The organism is Streptomyces sp. NPDC038213, from assembly GCF_055600495.1.
On the sequence record NZ_JBVJYM010000017.1, the window covers coordinates 28,456 to 50,327 of the forward strand.

Annotated in this window: 18 protein-coding genes; 5 read left to right on the forward strand and 13 right to left on the reverse strand. The window is 73.9% G+C overall.

The annotated features are described in order from the left end of the window. Positions 1 to 6: 6 nt before the first annotated feature. Positions 7 to 1,152, reverse strand: a complete 1,146-nt coding sequence (locus ACZ7JZ_RS22495; protein WP_470941953.1) for a winged helix DNA-binding domain-containing protein — start codon at positions 1,150 to 1,152, stop codon at positions 7 to 9. A gap of 182 nt (positions 1,153 to 1,334) precedes the next feature. On the opposite strand from ACZ7JZ_RS22495, the gene ACZ7JZ_RS22500 reads away from it, so the two are divergent. Both ACZ7JZ_RS22500 and ACZ7JZ_RS22505 read left to right on the forward strand, forming a co-directional pair. Beyond that, positions 1,335 to 2,441, forward strand: a complete 1,107-nt coding sequence (locus ACZ7JZ_RS22500; protein ID WP_470941955.1) for a magnesium and cobalt transport protein CorA — start codon at positions 1,335 to 1,337, stop codon at positions 2,439 to 2,441. A 143-nt stretch (positions 2,442 to 2,584) separates the two neighbouring features. Beyond that, positions 2,585 to 3,163 carry a GNAT family N-acetyltransferase gene (locus ACZ7JZ_RS22505; protein ID WP_470941958.1) on the forward strand — a complete coding sequence of 193 codons (579 nt, stop codon included), beginning with the start codon at positions 2,585 to 2,587 and terminating at the stop codon, positions 3,161 to 3,163. Here ACZ7JZ_RS22505 and ACZ7JZ_RS22510 read toward each other — a convergent pair. The 12 genes from ACZ7JZ_RS22510 to ACZ7JZ_RS22565 form a co-directional block, all read right to left on the reverse strand. Next, positions 3,121 to 3,717, reverse strand: a complete 597-nt coding sequence (locus tag ACZ7JZ_RS22510) for a hypothetical protein (RefSeq protein ID WP_470941963.1) — start codon at positions 3,715 to 3,717, stop codon at positions 3,121 to 3,123. The genes ACZ7JZ_RS22505 and ACZ7JZ_RS22510 overlap by 43 nt on opposite strands. Before the next feature lie 11 nt (positions 3,718 to 3,728). Next, positions 3,729 to 5,006 carry an adenylosuccinate synthase gene (locus ACZ7JZ_RS22515; RefSeq protein WP_470941966.1) on the reverse strand — a complete coding sequence of 426 codons (1,278 nt, stop codon included), beginning with the start codon at positions 5,004 to 5,006 and terminating at the stop codon, positions 3,729 to 3,731. A gap of 113 nt (positions 5,007 to 5,119) precedes the next feature. Next, entirely contained in the window at positions 5,120 to 6,121 is a 1,002-nt protein-coding gene (locus tag ACZ7JZ_RS22520) for a hydroxyacid dehydrogenase (RefSeq protein WP_470941968.1), read from the reverse strand. A gap of 99 nt (positions 6,122 to 6,220) precedes the next feature. After that, positions 6,221 to 6,826, reverse strand: coding sequence for a sigma-70 family RNA polymerase sigma factor (locus ACZ7JZ_RS22525; protein WP_470941971.1), 606 nt, complete (start codon positions 6,824 to 6,826; stop codon positions 6,221 to 6,223). 126 nt (positions 6,827 to 6,952) lie between these two features. Next, on the reverse strand, positions 6,953 to 8,224 hold the full coding sequence (locus ACZ7JZ_RS22530) for an aspartate aminotransferase family protein (protein ID WP_470941974.1): 1,272 nt from the start codon (positions 8,222 to 8,224) through the stop codon (positions 6,953 to 6,955). Positions 8,225 to 8,350: 126 nt separating this feature from the next. Continuing rightward, entirely contained in the window at positions 8,351 to 10,426 is a 2,076-nt protein-coding gene (locus tag ACZ7JZ_RS22535; protein WP_470941976.1) for a class I tRNA ligase family protein, read from the reverse strand. Between the two features lie 83 nt (positions 10,427 to 10,509). Continuing rightward, a complete protein-coding gene (locus ACZ7JZ_RS22540; RefSeq protein ID WP_470941979.1) occupies positions 10,510 to 11,823 on the reverse strand; it encodes a lysine N(6)-hydroxylase/L-ornithine N(5)-oxygenase family protein in 1,314 nt (437 codons plus the stop codon). Positions 11,824 to 11,836: 13 nt separating this feature from the next. Then, on the reverse strand, positions 11,837 to 13,024 hold the full coding sequence (locus ACZ7JZ_RS22545; protein WP_470941981.1) for a saccharopine dehydrogenase family protein: 1,188 nt from the start codon (positions 13,022 to 13,024) through the stop codon (positions 11,837 to 11,839). Positions 13,025 to 13,058: 34 nt separating this feature from the next. Then, entirely contained in the window at positions 13,059 to 14,318 is a 1,260-nt protein-coding gene (locus tag ACZ7JZ_RS22550) for an ATP-grasp domain-containing protein (protein WP_470941984.1), read from the reverse strand. Between the two features lie 450 nt (positions 14,319 to 14,768). Continuing rightward, complete coding sequence (gene ssuE / locus ACZ7JZ_RS22555; RefSeq protein WP_470941986.1) at positions 14,769 to 15,326, reverse strand: NADPH-dependent FMN reductase; 558 nt, start codon at positions 15,324 to 15,326, stop codon at positions 14,769 to 14,771. 55 nt (positions 15,327 to 15,381) lie between these two features. Continuing rightward, complete coding sequence (locus tag ACZ7JZ_RS22560) at positions 15,382 to 16,611, reverse strand: Rieske 2Fe-2S domain-containing protein (protein WP_470941988.1); 1,230 nt, start codon at positions 16,609 to 16,611, stop codon at positions 15,382 to 15,384. A 105-nt stretch (positions 16,612 to 16,716) separates the two neighbouring features. Next, on the reverse strand, positions 16,717 to 17,643 hold the full coding sequence (locus tag ACZ7JZ_RS22565) for a PfkB family carbohydrate kinase (RefSeq protein ID WP_470941991.1): 927 nt from the start codon (positions 17,641 to 17,643) through the stop codon (positions 16,717 to 16,719). Positions 17,644 to 17,825: 182 nt separating this feature from the next. On the opposite strand from ACZ7JZ_RS22565, the gene ACZ7JZ_RS22570 reads away from it, so the two are divergent. The 3 genes from ACZ7JZ_RS22570 (at position 17,826) to ACZ7JZ_RS22580 (ending at position 21,857) form a co-directional block, all read left to right on the forward strand. Next, the gene (locus tag ACZ7JZ_RS22570) at positions 17,826 to 19,112 is read left to right on the forward strand and encodes a transposase domain-containing protein (protein ID WP_470941993.1); all 1,287 of its coding nucleotides are present in this window, start codon (positions 17,826 to 17,828) and stop codon (positions 19,110 to 19,112) included. A 269-nt stretch (positions 19,113 to 19,381) separates the two neighbouring features. Then, positions 19,382 to 20,464, forward strand: a complete 1,083-nt coding sequence (locus ACZ7JZ_RS22575; RefSeq protein WP_470941996.1) for an LLM class flavin-dependent oxidoreductase — start codon at positions 19,382 to 19,384, stop codon at positions 20,462 to 20,464. Between the two features lie 4 nt (positions 20,465 to 20,468). Beyond that, entirely contained in the window at positions 20,469 to 21,857 is a 1,389-nt protein-coding gene (locus ACZ7JZ_RS22580) for an LLM class flavin-dependent oxidoreductase (RefSeq protein WP_470941998.1), read from the forward strand. Positions 21,858 to 21,872: the final 15 nt, after the last annotated feature.

The window sequence follows — 21,872 nt, forward strand, 5'->3', positions numbered from 1 at the left end:
CGCGCGTCAGCCGGTGATTGACCCGAAGCGGACCACGGGGTCGGCGGCCCCCGCCATCTCGCGCAGCATCCGCTCCCCCTCCTCGACCAGCTCCGCCCGCTCGGCCCTCCCCAGCCGGCCGAAGGCCTCCACGACCAGCTCGGCCCGCCCGCCGCCCCCGGGGTCCGCCTCCCCCATCCGCCAGACCCCCGCGAGGAGTCCGTCCACGAGGAAGGTGCAGTGAGCCTGGTTCCCCTGCCAGGTACGGCCCTTGAGGTCCGGCGGCACCAGGCGGGTGCGGTCGGCGTGCGACAGCAGGAGGTTGTCGAACTCGGGCAGGAAGCGGACGGGCGCGGGCGTGTCCCCGTCGGGCCTCGGGGCCTCCGGCAGGTCGAAGAGCTCCACTCCGTCCTCGTCCCGGAAGACGGCCAGCCGGGGCCGCAGCCGCTCGAAGACCTCCTTCAGGCGGGTGAGCCCGGCCCAGGTCTGCATGTCCCGTACGGAAGCCGGGCCGAAAGCACCCAGATAGCGCAGTACGGTCTCCTCCAGATCGGGCTCCGCGGCCTCGGCGGCCGCCCGGGCCGTGGCGGGCGAGCCGGCCAGCCAGCTCTCCAGCGTGGTCAGCCGCACCTGGCCGGAACGCCCCCACACCCCCCTGGGGGTGACCTGCACCAGCGGCAGCCGGCAGCGCGCGGCCACGGACAGCGACTGCGGATCGGCGTCCGGCCACTCCTTGAGGAGCTCCTCGCGCAGCTGGGCCATGGTCCGCGGCTCGGCCTCGACCAGCTCCCTCGCCAGGTCGGCCAGGCGGTCGAGGTCCACCCCGGTGAGCCCCCTGCGGAAGTACTGCACCTCCCGGTCGCGCGCCGCCTGCACCAGGGGCCGCAGCCGCAGGGCGTCCTCGGCGGTGTGCGTGTGGATGGTGGAGCGCATGGTGACGATCCGCACCACCTCCCGCGACTCCATCAGCCGCGCCAGCTCCGCCGTCTCGAACCCGCGCAGCCGGGACCAGAGCTGGAAGTACGGCGGCTTCACGTTCTGCGCCTGGAGCCCGAGCAGGAACGAGACGGCTTCGGCGGCCCCGGCCCCGGAACGCCCGAGGAGCATCTGCCGGGCGAGGGTGGCACGCCCGAGGGCCCGACGGCTGAGCACGGCATGCGACGCGTTGTCCATGCCCCCAACCTATCCCCGATCTAGGCCGAAACCTGTCCTACTTCCCGCCGCAGTTCACCGCCCGGCTCCTTCCCGCCTTCCCTCGCGCATCCCCTCCCCCACCCCCCTTCCCGCTCCCCTCCCCCACCCCCTTTCACCCGATATCCTCCCCCTGACCACCCCCCCAGCCGGGAGCTGCCCCCATGCCGGAGAACCGCGGACGCCGCCCCGCCCCCCGCAAGCACGTCTGGCGCCGCCCGCCCGCCCCGCAACCGGCCCCGTCCCCGCACCGCAGCCTGCTCGAAGCGGCCCTCTACCGCGACGGCCGCCGGGTGGCCTCCCCCGCCACCCTCGCCGAGACCTTCCGCCGGCTGCGCGAGCAGGAGGACGGCATGGCGTGGATCGGCCTGCACCGCCCCACCGAATCCGAACTCCACTCCCTCGCAGCCGAGTTCAACCTCCACCCGCTGGCCGTCGAAGACGCCCTGGAAGCCCACCAGCGCCCCAAGCTGGAACGCTACGGGGACACCCTCTTCGTGGTCCTGCGCGCGGCCCGCTACCTCGACGCCCCGGAGGAGGTGGACTTCGGCGAACTGCACGTCTTCGTCGGCCCGGACTTCCTCATCACCGTCCGCCACGCGGCCGCCCCGGACCTCTCCTCGGTCCGCCTGCGCATGGAGGAGAACCCCGAACTCCTCGCCCTGGGACCGGAAGCCGTCCTGTACGCGATCCTCGACGCGGTGGTCGACGGCTACGCCCCCGTGGTCGAAGGGGTCCAGAACGACATCGACGAGATCGAGACCGAGGTCTTCCGCGGCGATCCGGAGGTCTCCCGCCGGATCTACGAACTCTCCCGCGAAATGGTCGAGTTCCAGCGCGCCACCCGCCCCCTGGTCGGCATGCTCCACGCCCTGATGGCGGGCTTCGCGAAGTACGGCACGGACGAGGAACTCCAGCGCTACCTCCGCGACGTGGCCGACCACGTGACCCACACCAGCGAACGCGTCGACGGCTTCCGCCAGGCCCTCACCGAAATCCTCACGGTCAACGCCACCCTGGTCACCCAACAGCAGAACGCCGAAATGCGCGCCCTGGCCGAAGCCGGCTTCGAACAGAACGAGGAGATCAAGAAGATCTCCGCCTGGGCCGCCATCCTCTTCGCCCCCACCCTGGTGGGAACCATCTACGGCATGAACTTCGAGACGATGCCCGAACTGAAGTGGGTGGCGGGCTACCCCTTCGCCGTCCTGCTGATGGCAGTGGTCTGCGTCAGTCTCTACGTCGTCTTCAAGAAGCGGGACTGGCTGTAGGGGGGCGGCAGAGTGCGTAATATCTGAACTTGCGTATCAGGTATTACTCAACGGGGGGTCGCATGTGGGGGACCGCGCGGGCCTGGGTGGACGGGTGGGTTGTTTCGCGGGGGGTGGCGCAGGCCGTGGAGGAGCCCTGGGGGGTGAGTATCCGGGTCGGGGCGCCCGGTCAGGTGCTGCGGCACGTCCTGCTGGAGGCTGGGGCCGGGGAGGTCCGGGCGTTGGTCGGCTCCGTCACCGAGGCGACCACCTGTGTGAAGGGCTTCCTGCCCGCGGGGGTCATGGAGCCGTGGTTCACGGCCGACGGGTGGGAGCCGGTGGATCCCGGGTTCCTGATGGCCGCCGACCTGCGGCCCGCTCCCGTGCGGGCCCCCGAGGGGTACGCCCTCTCCGTCTCCGCCGCCGTCGGCGGGGTGGTGGACGTGCGGGTCCTCGACGGCCGCGGGGAGCAGGCCGCGGCGGGCCGGATCGGGCTGGCGGGCGGCACCTGCGTGTTCGACCAGATCGTGACCGGGCAGGCGCACCGGCGCCGCGGGCTCGGCACGGTGGTCATGGGAGCCCTCGCGCAGGCGGCCGTCGAGGGCGGTGCGGGCAGCGGCGTGCTCGTCGCGACCGTCCAGGGCCGGGCCCTCTACGAAGCGCTCGGCTGGAAGGTGCTCGCACCGGTCAGCGGGTTCGTCTACCGGCCGGCTCCGAAGAGCGCGTGGACCGCGGTGTCGTAGGCGGCGCTGACCCCGAAGGCCTTCGCCGCGAGGGAGAGGCGGCGGGGTCCGGGCACGGCGGCCGGGCGGCCGCCGCCGGCGGCGAGGAGGGCGAGGACGTCCGCGTAGTCGTCGGGGTCGGTGAGCGGGATGACGTGCTCGCAGTTCTTGGCCGCGCCGCGGAGCATGGCCGGCCCGCCCACGTCGATCTTCTCGCGGAAGGCCTCGAACTCCGGTGCCGGGGAGGCGCCTTCGGAGCCGGTGGCCGGAAGCAGGTAGTAGTTGCAGGCGACCAGGTCCACGCGGGTGATGTCGTACGCCCCGATCTCCGCGAGGTCGGCGGGGGTGTCCCGGGCGAGGATGCCGCCCATGACGGGCAGGGTGAGGGTCTTGACCCGGCCGCCGAGGAGGGTGGGGGCGCCGGCCAGGTCGGCGATGGAGCCCACTTCGATTCCGGACGCGGCCAGTTCGCGCCGGGTCCCCTCGGTGGCGGCCACGTCCCAGCCCAGGTCGAGGAGGCCGGCGGCCAGGGTGTCGATGTTGCGCTTGTCGCTGACGGCCAGGATGGCGAGCATGGCGGACTCCTTTACGGGAGGGTGATCAGGGCGTCGCGGTGGGAGCCGATCGAGACGTGGCGGACGGGGGTGCCGAGGAGTTCGGCGATGCCTTCGACGTAGGCGCGCGCGGCTGCGGGGAGTTCGGCGTACGTGCGGATCCCGGAGATGTCCTCGTCCCAGCCGGCGAAGGTCCGGTAGACCGGCCGGTACCCGGCGAGGACGGCCGGGCTGGTGCTGAACTCCTCGGTCCGGGTGCCGTCTTCGCGCGCGTACGCCGTGCAGACCTGGAGGTCTCCCGTGCCGGAGAGCTGGTCCAGATTGGTCAGGGCCACGGAGTCGGCGCCCTGGATCCGGGCCCCGTAGCGGGTGGCCACCGCGTCGAAGGCGCCCAGGCGGCGGGGCCGGTTGGTGGTGGAGCCGTACTCGCCCCACTGCCGGCGCAGCCGGTCGGCGCGCTCCTGCCCGTACTCCGTGACGAAGGGGCCCGCGCCCACGCAGGAGGCGAAGGCCTTGGTGACGCCCACGACGCGGTCCACCCGGGCCCAGGGGACGCCCATGCCGACGGGGGCGTGCCCGGCCAGGCAGGTGGAGGAGGTGGTGTAGGGGTAGATCCCGAAGTACAGGTCGCGCAGGGCGCCGAGCTGCCCCTCGGCGAGTACGGCGGCGTCCTCGTCCAGCGCGCGGGCCAGTACGGGGGTCACGTCGGCGACGTACGGCTCCAGGCGGTCGCGGACCTCCGCGGCCCAGCGCTCCACCTCGGCGGGCTGCGGCGGGACGGCGCCGTAGACCCCGGCGATCCGCTGCGCGGCCCAGTCCACGACCGCGGCCAGCCGCCCGGACAGGCCCTCCTTGTCGAACAACTCCCCCACCAGCAGGGTCTTCTTCATGACGCGGTCGCCGTACGCGGGCGAGATGCCCCGGCGCGTGGAGCCGTAGCGGCCGTCCGAGAGGCGGTCCTCCTCCAGGGCGTCGAGCTCGCGGTGGAAGGGAAAGCAGACGGAGGCCTGGTGGGAGACCAGGAGGCGGCCGGGGGCGACGCCGGGGTGGCCCGCGAGGGAGTCGATCTCGGCCAGCAGCCCTTCGGGGTCCACGGTCATGCCGGGGCCCAGGATGCTGGTCACGCCGGGGCGCATGACGCTGCTGGGCAGGCTGTGCAGCTTGAACGTGCCCTCGTCGGTGTGGATGGTGTGGCCGGCGTTGCCGCCGCCGTGGTAGCGGACCACGTACGCGGCCTCCGCGGCGAGGTTGTCGACCATCCTGCCTTTGCCCTCGTCACCCCAGTTGAGGCCGACTACTGCTGTGAGCATGGGAGGAGCTCCTTCGTGAAGCGGGAGGGTTGAGGGGCGGACGGGAGGAAGGGGGTGCGGGGCAGCGGGTGCGGCGCCGTCGCGCGCCGCACCCGCTGCCCCGCGGGCCGGAGTCAGGCCAGCAGCTGCCGGCGGCGCTCGGCGGTGCGCACCCAGACGTCCGGGTTGAGGGCGCTGGGCGGCTGCTTGCCGCCGAGGGCGGTGATGAGCTGCGTGGCGGCGTTGAGGGCCAGCGCCCGCTTGGTCTCGACGGTGAAGTCGGCGATGTGGGCGCTCAGTACGACGTTGTCCAGCTCCAGCAGCGGGCTGTCGGCCGGCAGCGGCTCCTCCTCGTACACGTCGAGAGCGGCTCCGGCGAGGTGTCCGCTGCGCACCGCGCGCACCAGGGCATCGGTGTCCACGACGCGCCCGCGCGAGGTGTTGACGAAGTAGGCCCCCGCCTTCATCTGCGCGAAGGTCTTGTCGTTGAAGATGTGCTCGGTCTCTTCGTTGAGTTCGGGGTGCGCGGTGACGAAGTCCGCCTCGGCGAGGAGGTCTTCGAGGCGCTCCACCTTGACGGCGCCGACCTCGGCCATCTTCTCGGCCGAGACGTAGGGGTCGTAGGCGAGGACGCGCATCAGGAAGCCGCCGTGGGCGCGGCGGGCGGTCCAGCCGCCGACGTTGCCGAGGCCGACGATGCCGAGGGTCTTGCCGGTGAGTTCGACGCGGTGGGCGGTGAGGCGGGAGTCCCACGCGGCCCGGTTGCCTTGCCGGTGTACGGCGGCGAGTCCGCGGGTGACCATCAGGAGCAGTCCGAAGAAGTGCTCGGAGACGGGCTTGCCGCCGAGTCCGGGGTTGTTGGCGACGACGACCCCGGCCTCGGTGGCGGCGTCGATGTCGATGTTGTCCACGCCGCGGCCGCTGGAGAGCACGGCGAGCAGGTTCGGTGCTGCGGCGAGGAGTTCGGCGTCGATGCGGGCGGGGTAGCGGGCCACCAGCCCGTGGGCGTCGGCGAGGGCCTCGACGAGGGCGGCGCGGTCGGAGTCGTCCACGCGGCGGACCTCGGCGTGCTGCTCCAGCAGTTCTTCCGCTTCGGCGGCGTACATCGAGCCGACGAGGACTACGTTCGGTCGCATGTGGTGTGCTTCCTGTGGGCCAGGGGCCGGGGGCTCCCTGGATGCGGTGGCAGGACGGGATAGGGGCAGGTCGGGGCGGGCAGGGGGACCGGGGCCCGGTCAGGCCGCCAGGCTGGCCGCCAACAAGCTCTCCAGCGGGCGGAGTTCGCCCCCGCGGCTGGCGGCCAGCAGCCGCTGGGTGAGCTCGGCGTGCTCCACGGGCGCGGCGGTGAAGCGGGGCCGCCCCTCGGCGAGCCGGTCGTGCGCCCGGCCGTACAGCTTGCGGCAGTACACCTCGCTGATGCCGAGGACGGCCGCGATCTCGCGGTAGCTGTACTCGAAGGCGGTGCGCAGGACGAGGACGGCCCGCTCGGCGGGGCCGAGGAGGGTGAGCAGCCAGTCCACCCCGTGCCGGAGCTCCTCGGCCCGGGCCACGTCCTGGAAGGGCTCCTCGGCGGGGGCCCGGCCGGCGGGGGCCTCGGGCACCAGGGTGCCGACGTAGGAGACCCGGCGGGTGTGGGCGGACTTCCAGTAGTCGGTGCACAGGTGGGTGACGACGGTGGACAGGAAGGCGTGGTCGTTCTCCACGTTGCGGGCCGTCATCCAGCGCAGCCAGGCCTCGGAGATGATGTCCTCCGCCTCCTCGGCCGAGCCGACACGGCGGTAGGCCAGCGCCTGCAGACTCGACCTGCGACGGTCGTACTCTTCACGGTCAAGATCGAACAAGGGTTTGCCTCCAGGCCGGCCCCGCGGCGCAGCCCATACTCGGGTCAGCTCAGGTCACTTGGTCCCGCCGGGCGGGGCGGTACGGGCCGGTCCCCCGGTCCGCACCGCCCCGCGGGCCGGGTGTCGTCAGGCGCGGCCCTCGGCCAGCACCTGGCGCAGCGAGGTGTCGAAGGCCTCGGCGAAGAACGCGATGTCCGCCTCGGTCATCGGGGTGGAGATGCAGCCCAGGCCGCTGTCGCCGATGTGGACGCCGTGGTCGAGCAGCACCCAGTACAGGCGCTTCAGGGCGGCCGCGGGGCTGGTGTAGCCCTCGGGGGTGCTGGTGGCGATCACGCGGAACAGCGAGCCGAGCCCGTTGACCTCCCAGTCCAGTCCCGCGGACTCGACGGCGGCGCGCATCGCGGTGCGGGCCTGCTCGCCCAGCTCGCCGATCCGCTCGTGCGCCTCGGGGGTGAGCAGGCGCAGCGAGGCCACGCCGGAGCTCATGCTGACCGGGTTGGCGTTGTACGAGCCGGAGTGCGGGAGCGCGGGGGCGCCCTGGCTCGGGTCGAAGACGCCCATGAACCTGCGGCGGCCGGCGACGGCGCCGATCGGCATCCCGCCGCCGATGACCTTGCCGAGGACGGTGATGTCGGCCTCGCTGCCGAGGAGTTGCATGGCCCCGTGGTAGCCGACGCGGTACGAGCCGACCTCGTCGGAGATCAGCACGGCGCCGCTCTCGTCGCAGAAGGCGCGCAGCGCGTCGAGGTAGTCCTTCTGCGCCGGGACCAGGCCGATCCGCCACGGCACCGGGTCGATCAGCACGCAGGCGAGCTCGTCGGCGTGCTCGCGCAGGACGGCGAGGGCGCCCTCGGCGTCGTTGTACGGGAACACCACGGTGTTGTCGACCACCCCGTCGGGGTTGCCGGTGGCGGCGTGGCTGATGAGCGAGCCGGAGCCGTCGTTGTTGACGGCGACCGCGTCGTAGGCCCCGTGGTAGGCGCCGGCGATCTTCGCGATCTTCGGGCGCCTGGTGTACGCGCGGGCGGCCTGGACCGCCATCATGACGGCCTCGGTGCCCGAGCTGGTGAAGCGGACGTGCTCGAAGGTCTCGTTGCGGGCCGAGAGCGCCTCGGCGTACTCGACCTCGACCGGGGTGGGCATGCCGAAGCTGGCGCCGCGGGCGACGGCCTCGGTGACGGCGCGCACCATCTCGGGGTGGGCGTGCCCGTGGATGAGGGTGGTGCTGTTGTTGAGGAAGTCGAGGCGCTCGACCCCGTCGGCGTCGGTGACGCGGGCGCCGCTGCCCGACTGGATGTAGACGGGGTACGGGGCGCTGTAGACGGCGGTGCGGCTGTTGCCGCCGGGCATGACCTCGACCGCGCGGGAGTAGAGCGCTGCGGACTTGTCCGTGTTCACGTGGTGGCCTTTCGCGGGCGGGAGATGGAGGAGGGGTGTGTCGGGAGGGGTACGTCGGAAGGGGCGGGGAGGACGGTGGGGGCGGTGCGGGACGGTGGGCGCCGTACGGTCCCTGCGCGCACCGGCTCAGCCCGCCGTGCGGATCGACACGTCGGGGCTGAAGTAGGGCCCGGCCAGCCGGACCCGGGTCCCGGCGGGCACCCACGGCGGGGACTGCGCCGGACCGGCGCCGGCGTCACCCGGGGCGCCGGCGTCACCACCGGGACCGCCCGGCTCCGTGCCGAGCTGCTCCCCGAGGCGCGCGGCCAGGACCGGCACCAGCGGGCCGGCGGTCTCGGCGAGGGCGCGTACGGCCATCAGCTCCAGCGCGGTGCAGGTGCGGGCGAGCCCGGTGGGCGGGCCCGCGGCGAGGGCGTCCTCGGCGGTCTCGGCGAACCGCCGGGCCTGCCGGACGAAGGTGTGCAGCAGTTCGGCGGCCCCGCGGGCGTCGAAGCGCTCGGGCCGCAGGGCGCGGGGCAGTTCGGCGCGGAAGGTGCGGATCTGCCCGTAGAACCGCTCGGCCTCCGGGTTCCAGCTGCCGGCCTCGGGGGCGGCGCCGCCGTAGTGCTTGTCGAGGCGGGCGCCGACGGAGGCGAGCCAGGGCTCCCAGCCGCCGAGCAGCTCGGTGCGGACGAAGCGGGCGTAGTCCTCGACGACGAAGTCGCGGCGGCGGATGTCGGGCCGGGTGCCGGCCAGGTGCAGGCGCAGCTGGTCGCGGGTCTCCTCGCGGAAGACCTCGCGGCCCCAGACGGCGTGCCGGCGGCCGGTGGAGAACTTGCTGCCGTCCAGCGTGTAGAACTCGTTGCAGACCATGGTGTCGGGCAGGGCGGGCCGGTCGGTGTACGCGCCGAGGACGGCCGGGAAGACGACGGTCCGCAGGAAGGCGTTGTCGAAGCCGAAGAACAGCACCGTGCGGGGGTCGTGGTCGCGCACGTACTCCCGCCAGCCGGCGGAGCCGCGGTCCTCGGCGAGGGCGTCGAGGGCGGTGAGGTAGCGGGCGGCGAGCTCGAAGGCCGAGTACATGCGCTGGCCCTCGGCGCCGCCGCCGGGGGCCGCGGGTACGGGGATGCCCTCGGAGGTGACGGTGCTGACCGGGAGGTCGGGCAGGGGGGAGGCCAGGACGCGGTCCACGTAGGCGCGGAGCCGGGCGCTCATGGCGACGGTGGCCAGGTATCCGGTGAGCTTCGCGCGCAGCGGTTCCAGCGGCAGGTACCAGCGGGTGAGTTCGCGCTGCTCCGCGGGGGTGTCGCAGGTGGCGCAGGACGGGTCGCGCAGGTCCTCGTCGGCGAAGGGCAGGGCGCAGGCCTCGCACTCGATGCCGGCGGTGTCGTACGAGCCGCAGTGCGGGCAGGCGCCCGCGACGAAGGCCTCGAAGAGGAAGGTGCCGCAGGGGCCGCAGTAGTTGGCGGGGACGGTGCGGGCGGTGACGGCGCCCTTGGCGCGGAGCTCCTCGAAGATCTCCAGGGCGATCCCCGGGTACGCGGGCGAGGAGGGGCGGACGAAGACGTCCCAGTCCACGCCGGCGGCGGTGAGGGCCTCCTGGATGGCGTCGGTGTTCTGCTCGGCCAGTTCGTAGAAGGACAGGCCACGGGCGCGGGCGGCGGCGGCGACCTGGGACTGGTGGCCGACGGTGCCGAGCAGGAGGTGCGCCGGGGTGCCGGCGGCGAGCAGGCCGCGGCGCACGAGGTCGGCGCCGAGGAAGGGGCCGACCATGTGCCCGAGGTGGAGTTCGCCGTTGGGGGTGGGGAAGGAGGGCAGCAGCAGCACGGGGCGCGCGGGGCCGGGCTGCGCGGCGTCCTCGCGGCCGCGGTGGGCGGCGTCGAGTGCGGCCATGTCCTCCCACCAGGTGGTGAGGAAGGTCAGCGGGCGGTCGGCGGAGGTGTTGTGCAGGGTGTGCACGCCCAGCGGGGGCAGCCGGACCGTGTCCCCGCCGGTGACCTGCGCGCGCTGCCCGTCGGAGGCGACCTCGCCCGCGCCGTCGAGGATCACCCAGACCTCGGTGTCGTGGTGGTTGTGCGGGGCGGTCTTCTCGCCGGGGCGCAGGGTGACCCTGCGGAGGTTGAACGGGAGGGGGGCCTGCTCCGCCCATGCGGGCTCGGCGCTGCGGACGAACCCGGGCAGGCCGAGCTCGCCGGCGGTGCGTGGGATGCGTATGACGTGCATGGCTGGGCGCGGAACGCCGTGCGGCCGCCGGGGGGGCCGCGGGCGTCCCACTGCTCCTCTCGTGGAAGGTCGTGTACGGGGTCTCAGCCCCGGCCGGCCGCGAGGGCGCCGGAGCGTTCCGGGTCCGGGTCCCAGTCCAGGGCGGTGCTGACCGCTCCCGTGTCGTAGCGCTCTCGGCCCAGCAGGCTGTTGGCGATGACCGCGCTGCGCCAGGCCAGCAGGCTGAGGTTGGGGTCGGCGACCCCGAACTCGCGGCGGGCGGCGTTCTGCACGTACACGCCGTGTCCGGCGGGGCCGTCCCAGTCGAGGCTGAAGTCCGAGCGGACCACGGGCAGTCCGTCGTGCAGGGTGAGCCGGTCCTTGAGGCCCAGGAGCAGGTCGGACATGCCGTGCTCGTAGCCGGTGGCGCAGACGACGGCGTCGACGCTCTCGTGGACGGGGTCGCCGCCGCGGCCGGGCTGCCAGGTGGTGCGGATGCCCTCGGAGGTGCGGGTGAGGGCGGTGAGGTGCGTGTCGAGGAGGATGCGGCAGGGCCGGCCGCCGCCTTCGAGGAGCTCCACGTCGTACAGGCGGCGGTAGAGGTCCTGGAGGGTGGACAGGGAGATGCCGTCGCTGGCCATCCGCAGCCGCTGGACGGTCTCCTCGCGCTCGGCCTCGGGGAGGCCGTGGAAGTGGCGGCTGTAGTCGGGCAGGAAGAGCTCGTCGACGAAGGGGCTGTCGTCCAGGGGGAGGAGGTTGCTGCGCCGGGTGCCCCACACGATGCGCGCGGGGCGCCCGGTCCCGTCGGCGAGGAGGTGGCGGACCACCTCGGCGCCGCTCTGCCCGCCGCCGACCACGGCCACCCGCTTGCCCGCGAAGTCCCTTGGTTTGCGGAGGAGTTGTTCCGCGTGGAACACCTGCGCGGGGTCGTGGCCCACGGCGCACTGGGGCAGTTTCGCAGTGAGCCCGGTGCCGGTGGCCACGTTGCGGGCGCGGAGCACCCCGTCGGTGGTGTGCACGAGGAAGGCGGAGCCGTCCCATTCGACGTTCTCGGTGGTGACGCCGAAGCGGAGGTTGCCGAGGCGGCGCGAGACCCAGCGGCAGTACTGCTCGAACTCGCGGCGGGGCACCTTGGAGCGGCCGGTGACCAGCAGCCGGTAGAGCCGCCTGTTCTCCACCTGGAAGGCGAGGAAGGAGTGCGGGTTGGTCGGGTCGACGGGGGTGACGAGGTCCTTGAGGAAGTGGACCTGCATCTCGGCGTCCGGCAGCATCAGGCCGGGGTGCCAGTCGAAGGCCTCCTTGCGGTCGAGGAACACGGCGGAGAAGCCGGGTTCCTGCGAGGTCAGGGCGGCGAGGCTCAGGTTGGAGGGGCCCAACCCGATGCCCACGAGATCGTGGGTCAGGGGTGAAGTACTCATGAGGGTGCTCCCGTTACAGGTGCGGGCGGCCGGCTTCGGCCGCCTCGTGGGCCGGCAGCCAGGTGACTCCGCGTGCGGTCAGCGACTCCATCACCCGCTGCGTCAGCTTCGGCGGCAGGGCGAGGTGGGGCTTGAGCCACCCCGTGCCGGCCACCGCGCCCTCGGCGAGCAGCCGGGCGGCCGCGGCCAGGGTGAACCCGGTGGTGCGGGCCATCGCGGAGAGGCCGGTGGTCTCGTCGGCGCGGTCGGTCACGGTGGTGCGCACGGAGGCCTCGCGGCCGTCGCGCTCGCCGTGCGCGGTCAGTTCCAGGACCACGATGTCGCGGTCCCCGGCCCGGGCCCGCACCTGCGGGGAGAGCACGCGCTCGACCAGGCGGCGCGGGACCACCCGGCCGCCGTCCACGTCGACCGGTTCGTCGGCCAGCAGGCCGAGCCGGGCCAGTTCGGTGACGGTGCGGGCGAAGCCCGGGCGGCGCAGGGTCTTCTGGGTGCAGTCCGCCTCGCGGAGGGCGGGGTGCTCGCCCAGCCAGGGGGCCATGCCGTCGTGGTAGGCCTCCAGCCGGCCGACCCCGTCGTAGTCGCGGGTCACCACCCCGGAGAAGCGGGGGTGGTGGACGGGCCGGCCGCCGTCGAGGGCGAGGGCCCGGCGCTGGGCGATCGGCAGGTGGTGGTCGTTCTCCCCGCCGAAGAAGGCCGTGTAGCCGAGGGGTCCGCGGGGGACGGCGGGGATGCCCCCGCAGTAGATCTCCAGGGAGCGGACGGTGTCGAGGCGCTCCGCGAGGTGGACGGCGAGCATTTCGGTCAGTCCGGGTTCGAGTCCGACGGGCAGCAGTACGGTGCCTGCGGCGGAGCGGATCCGGGCGTCGAGGGCGGCGAGGTCCTCGGTGGGCGGTCGGGTGATCGAGGCCACCGGTACCCCCGCGTCGAGCGCGGGTCCGAGGGCTGCTTCGGTGGGGGCCCAGGGCATGGCCGTCGCGAGCACCCCGCACCCGGTGAGGGCGGGGCCGATCGCGTCGGCCGTGCGGATCGCGGCGGCGGGCCGGGTCCCGGTCCCGCCGCCGCCCCGTAACCAGTCCCGCAGGGCTTCGGCCCGGCCGGGGTCCCGGTCGAGGAGGACGAGCTCCTCGGTGCCGGGGTCCGTGGCCAGCGCGTGGGCGGCGGCGCGGCCCATCTGGCCGCAGCCGAGGAGGGCGGCCTTCATCGGCGCGTCCTCCGCCCCCGTGTGCGGGCGGCCGTCATTCCCGGCCGGCGGCCGGGGTGATCCTGGCCGTCGCCTCGGTGGTGACGCGGTGCAGCAGCTGCTCCAGGCCCTCGCGGGTGAGGTGCCGCGCGATCACGGCGGACACCCGCTGCTGGCCGAAGTTCTCCGGCGGCAGGGCCACTTCGGTGCCCGCGGGGACCTCGGTGAACACGTGGTGGAAGCCCGGGTCCTCGAAGAGCGGGGTGAGTCCGGCGGCGCCCTCGAAGCGGCCGGGCCGCTCGGCGAGGACGAAGCGCAGGCCGGCGTTGAGCTGCCGGTCGTGCTCCAGCCGCAGGGGTTCGCCGGTGGCGACGCGGATCACGTTCTCGAAGTAGTCGACGCCGGTGGCCAGGGGCACCAGGTGGGAGCCGATGTAGTCCCCGGCGGGGCGGGCCGCGATCTCGATGAAACGCAGTCCGCGCCCGCCCCACTTGGCCTCCAGGTGGAAGGCGCAGTGGTCGAATTCGAGGGCGCCGACGATGTCCTTGGTGGTGGCGGCGATCTCGGCGAGGTCGTCGGCGGGCAGGGCGCTGGGCACCTTGTGCTCCAGCTCCAGGTGGTACGGGACACTGGTGGTCTTGTCGGTGACCGTGACGATGTGGACCTCCCCGCCGGAGACGAAGCCCTCGACGCTGAGCTCGTCGCCCTCGAGGAACTCCTCGACGATGAACTCGGCGCCGAACTGCCGGAAGACGGGGTCGAAGTCGGGCCGGGCGATGCCGGCGAGCCGCTCCATGGCCGCGTCCAGGTCCTGCGGGGCACGGAGTTCGAAGATGCCCTTGGAGCCGGAGGCGCCGGTGGGCTTGACCACCGCCGGGAGCCCGACCCGGGCGACGGCCTCCTTCAGCCCGGCCAGGTCGGTGACCTTGGCGAAGCGCGGGAGTACGCCGTCCAGGTGCCGCAGCGCGTCCTTCATGACGTACTTGTTGCGGGCCCGGAGGGCGGCGGTCTCGGACATCCCGGGGAGTCCGAGGTCGGCGGCGATGGCCGCCACGAGCTGGACGTCCACCTCGGTGAAGTTGGCGACGCCGGCGAACGCGTACGCGGCGTGGAGTTCGCGGGCCGCTTCGAGGGAGGCGGCCCGGTCGTAGGTGTCCACCTGGCGGAATTCGTGGACGAGCGGCTCGGCGAATTCGGGGAGGGAACGACCGAGGAGGACCACTCGGTATCCCAGGCGGCGGGCGGCGAGCAGGGACTCGAGCCCTTCCCTCTGAATGCGCCGGAGATTGACAAGGAGGAGATGACGCTCCGTCACTTAACTGCCCCTGTTGTGTTGGCTGTACACGTGGAATCTCAAGCACCAATCGAGTGATATCCAAGCACAGCCCCAGGGGCTTGTGAAGTTAATTCTGGGTGGATACTGGCCAATTCAGTTAAGTGCTGACTGAAAATAATCAGCTCGCACGGAGGCCCGCCACATGCGAGCGTGCACGCGGCATCTCTGGCGTTTTTCCGGCTGCCCGACCGGTTTTCGCAGCCCGGTAATGCCCTTAACTTCATTGCCACACGACGCGTGATATGGAGCCCCTCCCGCCACCCTCCCCAGTACGCCCAGGCACCCCGACACGGCTTTCTACCCGCCCTCTGACATGCGAAAACGCCGTCCGGTGCGGCCGGTCCGGGGGATCCCGGGCCGGCCGCCCCAGACGGCGTCTGAGGGTTCTCGCCAACGTCGCGGAAAAGAAATGTCAAAGACACCTAAAACCTAAAACACGGCGCCGGCCAATACGTGCCGGTCACGCAGGGCCACCGAGAATTGATCGGTGACGCGTTCCAGCCCCGCGGCGGATTCCTCGGCCACGGTCACCGCCCCGGAATCACCGAGGGTGATGTGCCGGTCCAGCGTGAACCAGCCCGGGGCGATGTGCGCCGCCCCCATCGCGGCCAGCACCGGTCGCAGTGCGTAGTCGATGGCCAGGAGGTGGGCGGTGGTCCCCCCGGTGGCCAGGGGCAGGACGGCCTTGCCGTGCAGGGCGTGCTGGGGCAGCAGGTCGAGCAGGGACTTCAGCAGTCCCGAGTAGGAGGCCTTGTAGATCGGCGTACCGATGACGATGCCGTCGGCGCGGTCGAACATGGCGGCGGCGGAGGCGATCGCCGGGTGGTCCACCTCGGCCGCGAGCAGCGGCCCGGCGGGCAGGGAGCGCACGTCGAGGTGGACCACCTCGTGCCCCCGTGCGGCGAGCCGGGCGTCCAGGTGGCGCAGCAGCCCGCTGGTCCGGGAGGTCGCCGAGGGACTTCCCGAGACGGACAGGACGGTGGCCATGCGAGGTCCCTTTCTCTGGGGTGGCGGCCCCCGACGGGGGCCGTGGGCGGGGCGGTTACGAGGCGGAGGCCCGCCAGTCCCCGCCCTCGGGCACGACGATCACGGCCGAGCGCACCGCGCTGAAATCGGCGTCGGGTCCCAGGCCGGGGGGGACCTCCCCGGCGGCGTGCGCCTTGAGGGCGTCGAGGAGGAAGCGGCGGGTGCGGACGATCCCGCGGTCGCTCTTGCCCGGGTTCTCCGCGGTCCGGTCCACGATCGGGCCCATGCTCTCCTGCACGGCCACGTCCTGGAGGACCAGTCCGCGGATCCCGGAGAAGCTGCGGCCCTCCCGCATGGCCTGCCGGTCCTGGCCCCACAGGTTCTCGCGGGTGTACCCCTCCCGGATGTCGTCGGGGTTGAGGGTGTCCAGGTCCAGCCCGAACTGCTCGCTGAAATAGGCCGGGTCGACGGGCCGGTCGTCGTTCCACCACAGGTACCACATGATCGTCTGGTGGTCGTTGACGGGCACCCAGGCGTGGAACAGCCGGTCCCCGTTGGGCAGTTCGGGGACCACCGTGTACCAGGGCATGGCGAAGGGCTTGACCCGGGCCAGGGTCTCCCCCGTCGACAGGGTGCGCAGGGCCGCGAAGCGCAGCCCGTACGGCTGCGGGTCGATCTCGTCGCGCGGGGCGGTGTCGTCCAGCAGGTCCTTCAGCGGACCGTTGCGCGCCTCGGTCTCGTGGAGCAGCGAGACGTGCGCGGAGTCGATGTCCGCCTCCAGCCCCTGGAGCCAGTTGCAGTCCACGAGGGCGACGGTGGCGAACACGTTCTCGGCGGGGACCTTGGTGAACGGGAACTCCGGGAAGGCCGGGGGCTTGCGGTCCGTACCCCCGAGCCATACCCAGACGACCCCGCCGGCCTCGACCACCGGGTGGTGCAGGAGCTTGACCCGCTCGCCGAAGCGCGGGCCGTCCTCCTCCGGTTCGGAGGGGGTCTCCAGCACCCGGCCCGAGACGTCGAACTTCCAGCCGTGGTAGACGCACCGCAGCGCGCAGTCCTCGTTGCGGGCGAGGACCAGGGAGGCGCCGCGGTGCGGGCAGGCCTCGTCGAAGCAGCCCACCCGGCCGTCGTCCGTGCGGAAGAACACGTACTTCCCGCCGAGGAGTTCCACCGGGAGCGGGGCGCCGCCGGGCTCCGCGAGCCGCTCCGAGCGCATGACGGGAAGCCAGTACTCGCGGAGGAGCTGCCCCATCGGGGTGCCCGCCCCCACCCGGGTCAGGGTCTCGTTCACCTTCTGCGTGGTCACTTCCGGCCTCCGTCGTGGTCGATTCCCGGGGGCCGACGCCGGCCTTCCGCCGTCGCCCACCCTTGTTGACGATCCAGGGCGGCCGGGCGTGACAGCCGGATCCCGTCAATCCGCCGCCGTACGGCCGGACAGCGCCGCGTACGGCTGCGGGGAGTCGGCCGGGACCCCGAGGAAGCGGCTGGTCAGGGCAGTCGCCTCGGCGAGCGCCGGAGCCCAGTCGGCGCCGGCGAGCCGGCCGGCCATCAGGCAGCCGAACAGCACGTCCCCGGCCCCGACCGTGACCACCTGCCCGGCCACGGCCGCCGCGGGCTGGTGCAGCGGCTCCGACCCGTCCTCCGGTACGAGCAGGGAGCCGTCGGCGCCGAGGGTGACCAGGCAGTGCCCGCCGGGCGCGGGCAGTGTGCGGGCCGCGGCCGCGATCTCCCGGCGGCCCGCGGGCGGCCCGCCGGCCCACAGGCCGAGCTCGCGCAGGTTCAGGGCCACGAGATCGGCCCCGCGGCCGCCCGGCCGCAGCTTGGACACCTCGTCGGGGTCGGCCGACAGCAGCCAGAAGGGCAGCCCGCGCCGCTGGGCCTCGGCCGCCAGCCAGGCGAGGGCGGGCTCCTCGGCGTCGGTGCCCGCGGCCAGCAGGGCGGCCGCGGCGAACAGGTCCCGGGAGCGGTCGAGGAGCCGGGGGGTGATCAGCCCGAGGGCCGCCTGCCCGAGGAAGCTCTTGCCGGCCACGGAGCCCTCGACGAGTTCGGCGTGGAAGACTGGCAGCGCGGTCCGTTCGGGCAGTGTCAGCCATTCCACGCCGTTTCCGGCCAGATGGGCGCCGACCGCCGGACCGAACTCCCCCGCGTAGGCGACGGTGGCCAGGGCCGGCCGGGCCCCGCGCGCGGCCAGGGCGCAGGCGGCGTTGTTCGCCACCCCTCCCCAGCGCAGGGTCACCGGCTCCCGGCCGCGGCCCGGCGGGCCCTCGTGCAGGAAGTCCAGCGTGACGGTGCCGACCAGGACCGGACCCCGCTGCTTCGTTTCGTGCGTGGTGGACAACACCGGTTCAACCCCTCTGCTCTCGGATCCCTGCGCCGGGCCGGCCGGACCGCCCGGGCGCGGCCCGGAGGCAGCGCGGCAGGCGGGGCGCGTACCGGTGCTGCGGCCGCGCTCCGGGCACGCACCGCGCGCCCGCACACCCCCCAGACCCCAGCGTCCTCATCGGAAAGGGAGGCCCGGACATGACACACACCGGTCGTACGGCCTCGGCGGAACCCCGCCGCCCGGCCGACGGCATCACCGTCGGGATCTTGACCTGGGCCTTCCCTCCGGCCCTCGTGGACGAGGCGGTGGCCGCCGCGGGCCGCACCGAGCAGCGTGCGCGCAGGCTCTCCGCCAGGACGATGGTCTATCACGCCCTGGCCATGTGGCTGTACCCCTCCGCCGGTCACGAGGAGGTGCTGCGCCGGCTGATGGGCGGCCTGTCCCGCAAGCACGGGTGGGCCCGCGGCTGGCGCATGCCCACCCCCTCGGCGCTCGCGCAGGCCCGGCAGCGGCTGGGCGCGGCCCCGCTGCGGCTGCTGTTCCGCACGGTCGCCCCGCGGGCCGTGCCGCTGTCCGCGCCGGCGGCCCCCGGGGCGGGGCGGGCGGCCGGACCGGGCGGGCGCGGCGGGGCGGGGGGTACGGGCGGCGGTACGGGCGCAGCGGCCGGTACGGTGCTCACGCTCGACGCGCTCGCCCTGCGCGTGCCCGACACCCCGGCGAACCGGGCGCGGTTCGGCCGCGCTGCCGGGCCGTGTCCCGGGGCGGGCCCCTCCCCCGCTGCCGCTCCCGCCCCTCCCGCCTCCCCCGCGCCCGCCCCGCAGGTGCTGCTGGTGGCCCTCGGGCACAGCGGGGCGCACGCGGTCCTGGACGCGGCCGTGGGGCCCCCGGCCCTCGGGGCCGCCGCCCTGGCCCTGGAGCTGCTGCCGTCCGTACCCCGCGGCAGCCTGCTCCTCGCCGAGCTGGACTCCCTGTCGGTGGGCCTGTGGCAGCAGGCGGCCACCCGGGCCGACCTGCTCTGGCGGGCCGGACCGCAGTGGCCGCTGCCGGTGGACGAGCCGCTCGCGGACGGCAGTTACCTCTCGCGGCTCGCGGAGCCCGAGGCCCCGGCCGCCCCGCCCGTCCCGGTCCGGGTGATCCCGTACCCGGCGGACGGGCGGGGCGGGCCGGACCGGCGGCTGATCACCACGCTGCTCACCCCGGAGGAGGCCGGGGCGGCCCAGCTGATCCGCGTGCACCGCGGCCGCTGGGGGCTCGCGGACATGGTGGAGGACGTGCTCGCGGGCGGGCTCACCGCGGTCGAACTGCTGCGCTCGCGCGGCCCGGAACTGGTCGAGCAGGAGATCTGGGCGATGCTGCTGGTCCACCACGCCGTCCACGGCCTGATCACGGACGAGCGCGAACTGCGGGCGGCGGTACGGGAGTGCGCCGCGGGCGGCGCGGCCGTGGCCGGAACCCTGCGCACGGCCCCCGGGGGACGCTTGTAGGCCGCTCGAAGATCGTGTTAGCTTCCGGCGAGTTGTGTCCGGTACGGCCGGTGCTGCGGAGCGCCTGCTCCCGCGGCCCCCGCACCGTGCGCGGTCCCGCCGCCCGAGCGCGAAGCCGGCCGCGGCCCGCGGACCCTGACGTCCCCCACTCCTTCACCTCCTTTCCCTTTCACCATTCCTCCTTTCTTTCTCACCCGTTCGTCTTCATTCGTTCGCTTCTCCACTCTCTTCTCGCCTGCCATTCCTCGTCGGCCTGTCGGAGGCGCCACGTGAGCACGGGAATGCTCCTCGGTTACGAATTACCGGAGGCGGGTCACCGCGACCCGACCCGCTTCCTCCTCGAATCCGCCCGGAAGGCCGAGGCCGCCGGGGTCCACCACCTCGTCCTCGGCGACCGGACCGCCACCGGGCCCGGCCGGTCCGCGTCCGGGTCCCCGGCCGCCCTGGTCGGCGTCTCGCTGCTGGCCGTCAACACCCGCCGGATCGGCCTGGTCATGACGGCCGCCCCCGCCTACCACGAGCCCTACAACCTGGCCCGGATGGTGGCCTCGGTGGACCACGCCAGCCGCGGGCGCGCGGGCTGGCGGGTGGTGACCGGCCCCGATCCGGACTCGGACGCGAACCACCGCCGCGAGGGTGCGGACCCGGCCGCGGGCCGGGAGGACCGGGCCCGGGAGTTCGTCCCCGTGGTCCGCGACCTGTGGGACACCTGGGAGGACGGGGCCTTCGTCCACGAGAAGGCCACCGGGCGCTTCATCGACCCCTCCCGCGTCCACGTCCTCGACCACCGCGGCACCCTGCGCGTACGCGGCCCCCTGAACGTGGTCCGCCCGCCCCAGGGGCACCCGGTCGTCCTCGCCGACGCCGCCGACCCGCTGGTGTCCGCCCACGCCGACGTGCTGACCGCCGGGAACCCGGACTCCGCGCTCAGCTCCGCGGCGGCGGGCGGGCGGCCCCGGCTCGGGGTGGTCACCCCCTTCGTCGCGGCCACCGCCGCGCAGGCCCGCGCCCTGCGCGAGCAGGCCGGCGCACCGGATTCCGACCGGGAGCGGGCCGTGCTCGACGGCACCCCCGGCGAGATCGCCGAACGGCTCGGCGCCTGGCTGGGCCGCGGCGCGGTGGACGGCTTCACCGTGCGCTTCCCCGAGCCCGGCCCCGGCCCGGACGGCGCCGCCGCCCGCGCGCTCGCGGAGTTCACGGACACCGTGCTGCCGCTGCTCACCGCCGCCGGGCACTTCCCGGCCACGTACACCGCCGACACCCTGCGCGGCCACTACGGGCTCACCCGGCCCGCGAACCACCTCGCCGAGCGGATCGCCGAGCGGACCGCCGCCGGCCCGGAAAGGGGCTGAACCCATGCCCACCGAGCGACAGCTCCACCTCGGCCTGATGTTCTGGGCCACCGGCACGCACGCCGCGGGCTGGCGCCACCCGGACGCCCGGGCGGACGCCGCGTACGACATCGAGCTGATCCAGGAGGTCGGCGCGGAGGCCGAACGCGCCAAGTTCGACTTCGTGTTCCTCGGTGACCGGCTGGCCTGCGACCCGGGGCTCCAGTACAGCAACCCGGCGCAGATCTCCCGGCTGGAGCCGTACGTCACGGCCACCGCGCTCGCCGCCGCCACCCGCCGCATCGGGGTGGTGGTCACCGCCAACCCCACGTACTCCGACCCGTACTCCCTCGCCCGGCTGCTGGCCTCCCTGGACCTGGTCAGCGCCGGGCGGGCCGCCTGGAACCTGGTCACCGGGGCCGACGCGGCCGCGGCGTACAACTTCGGCCGGGAGGAGCACTGGGACAACGCCAAGCGCTACGCCTGGGCGCAGGAGTGCCTGGACGCGGTACGGGCACTGTGGGACAGCACGGACGGCGGGGGCAGCGGCGGCGGGGCGGGCGACGGCGCGCAGGGTGAACAGGCCCTCCACGAAGGGGAGTTCTTCTCCGTGGCCGGTGCGCTGGACACCGGGCGCCCCCCGCAGGGGCAGGTGGTGCTGTTCAACGCGGGCACCTCCGACCACGCCCGCGAGCTCAGCGCCCGCGAGGCGGACATCGTCTTCGCCGGGCCGCAGCCGGACTTCGCGCTGCGCCGGGAGTACTACGCCGACATCAAGGCGCGGGCCGCCCGCCACGGCCGGGCCGGGCAGGTGGCCGTACTGCCCGGACTGACCCCGGTGGTGGCCCCGACCACGGAGGAGGCCGTGGAGCTGTACGACCTCCTCAACTCCCTGCTGGTCCTGGACCCGGAGGAGGAGCCCGGCGAACTGGTCCGCAAGGGCGGGATCGGTGAGGGCCACCGGCGCAACCTGTCCTCCGCGAGCCGGGTGTTCGGCGTGGACCTGCGCGGCGCCGACCTGGCGGCGGCGGTGCCGGCCGGGGTGCTGGCGCAGATGTCCGAGGAGGGGGTGCGGCGGCTGGCGGAGATCACCCGGCTGACCCGGCGCACCCCCGGGGGGCCGCGCCCGATCACGTACGGCGACCTGGTGCACGCCACCCCGTCCGAGCTCTCGTACACGGTGGTCGGCAATCCGGAGGAGGTGGCCGACATGATCCAGGAGTGGTTCGAGAACGGGGCCGCCGACGGATTCAACATCTACCCGGCGTACGTGCCCGGCTCCGTGACGGCGTTCACGGAACTGGTCGTGCCGGTGCTCCAGCGCCGGGGGCTCTACCGCAAGGACTACACCGGCAGCACCCTGCGCGAGCACCTCGGGCTGCCGGTGCCGCCGCCGCGCCGCCCGGCGCCCTGAAGCCCCAACCCCCTT

What these genes read in the sequence shown, in the direction of transcription:
- ACZ7JZ_RS22500 (WP_470941955.1), top strand. Translation starts at nt 1,335, where the DNA reads ATGCCGGAGAACCGCGGACGCCGCCCCGCCCCCCGCAAGCACGTCTGG.
- ACZ7JZ_RS22510 (WP_470941963.1), bottom strand. Translation starts at nt 3,717, where the DNA reads ATGCTCGCCATCCTGGCCGTCAGCGACAAGCGCAACATCGACACCCTG.
- ACZ7JZ_RS22570 (WP_470941993.1), top strand. Translation starts at nt 17,826, where the DNA reads ATGACACACACCGGTCGTACGGCCTCGGCGGAACCCCGCCGCCCGGCC.
- ACZ7JZ_RS22545 (WP_470941981.1), bottom strand. Translation starts at nt 13,024, where the DNA reads ATGAAGGCCGCCCTCCTCGGCTGCGGCCAGATGGGCCGCGCCGCCGCC.
- ACZ7JZ_RS22520 (WP_470941968.1), bottom strand. Translation starts at nt 6,121, where the DNA reads ATGCGACCGAACGTAGTCCTCGTCGGCTCGATGTACGCCGCCGAAGCG.
- ACZ7JZ_RS22580 (WP_470941998.1), top strand. Translation starts at nt 20,469, where the DNA reads ATGCCCACCGAGCGACAGCTCCACCTCGGCCTGATGTTCTGGGCCACC.
- ACZ7JZ_RS22495 (WP_470941953.1), bottom strand. Translation starts at nt 1,152, where the DNA reads ATGGACAACGCGTCGCATGCCGTGCTCAGCCGTCGGGCCCTCGGGCGT.
- ACZ7JZ_RS22515 (WP_470941966.1), bottom strand. Translation starts at nt 5,006, where the DNA reads ATGCTCACAGCAGTAGTCGGCCTCAACTGGGGTGACGAGGGCAAAGGC.
- ssuE (WP_470941986.1), bottom strand. Translation starts at nt 15,326, where the DNA reads ATGGCCACCGTCCTGTCCGTCTCGGGAAGTCCCTCGGCGACCTCCCGG.
- ACZ7JZ_RS22540 (WP_470941979.1), bottom strand. Translation starts at nt 11,823, where the DNA reads ATGAGTACTTCACCCCTGACCCACGATCTCGTGGGCATCGGGTTGGGC.
- ACZ7JZ_RS22535 (WP_470941976.1), bottom strand. Translation starts at nt 10,426, where the DNA reads ATGCACGTCATACGCATCCCACGCACCGCCGGCGAGCTCGGCCTGCCC.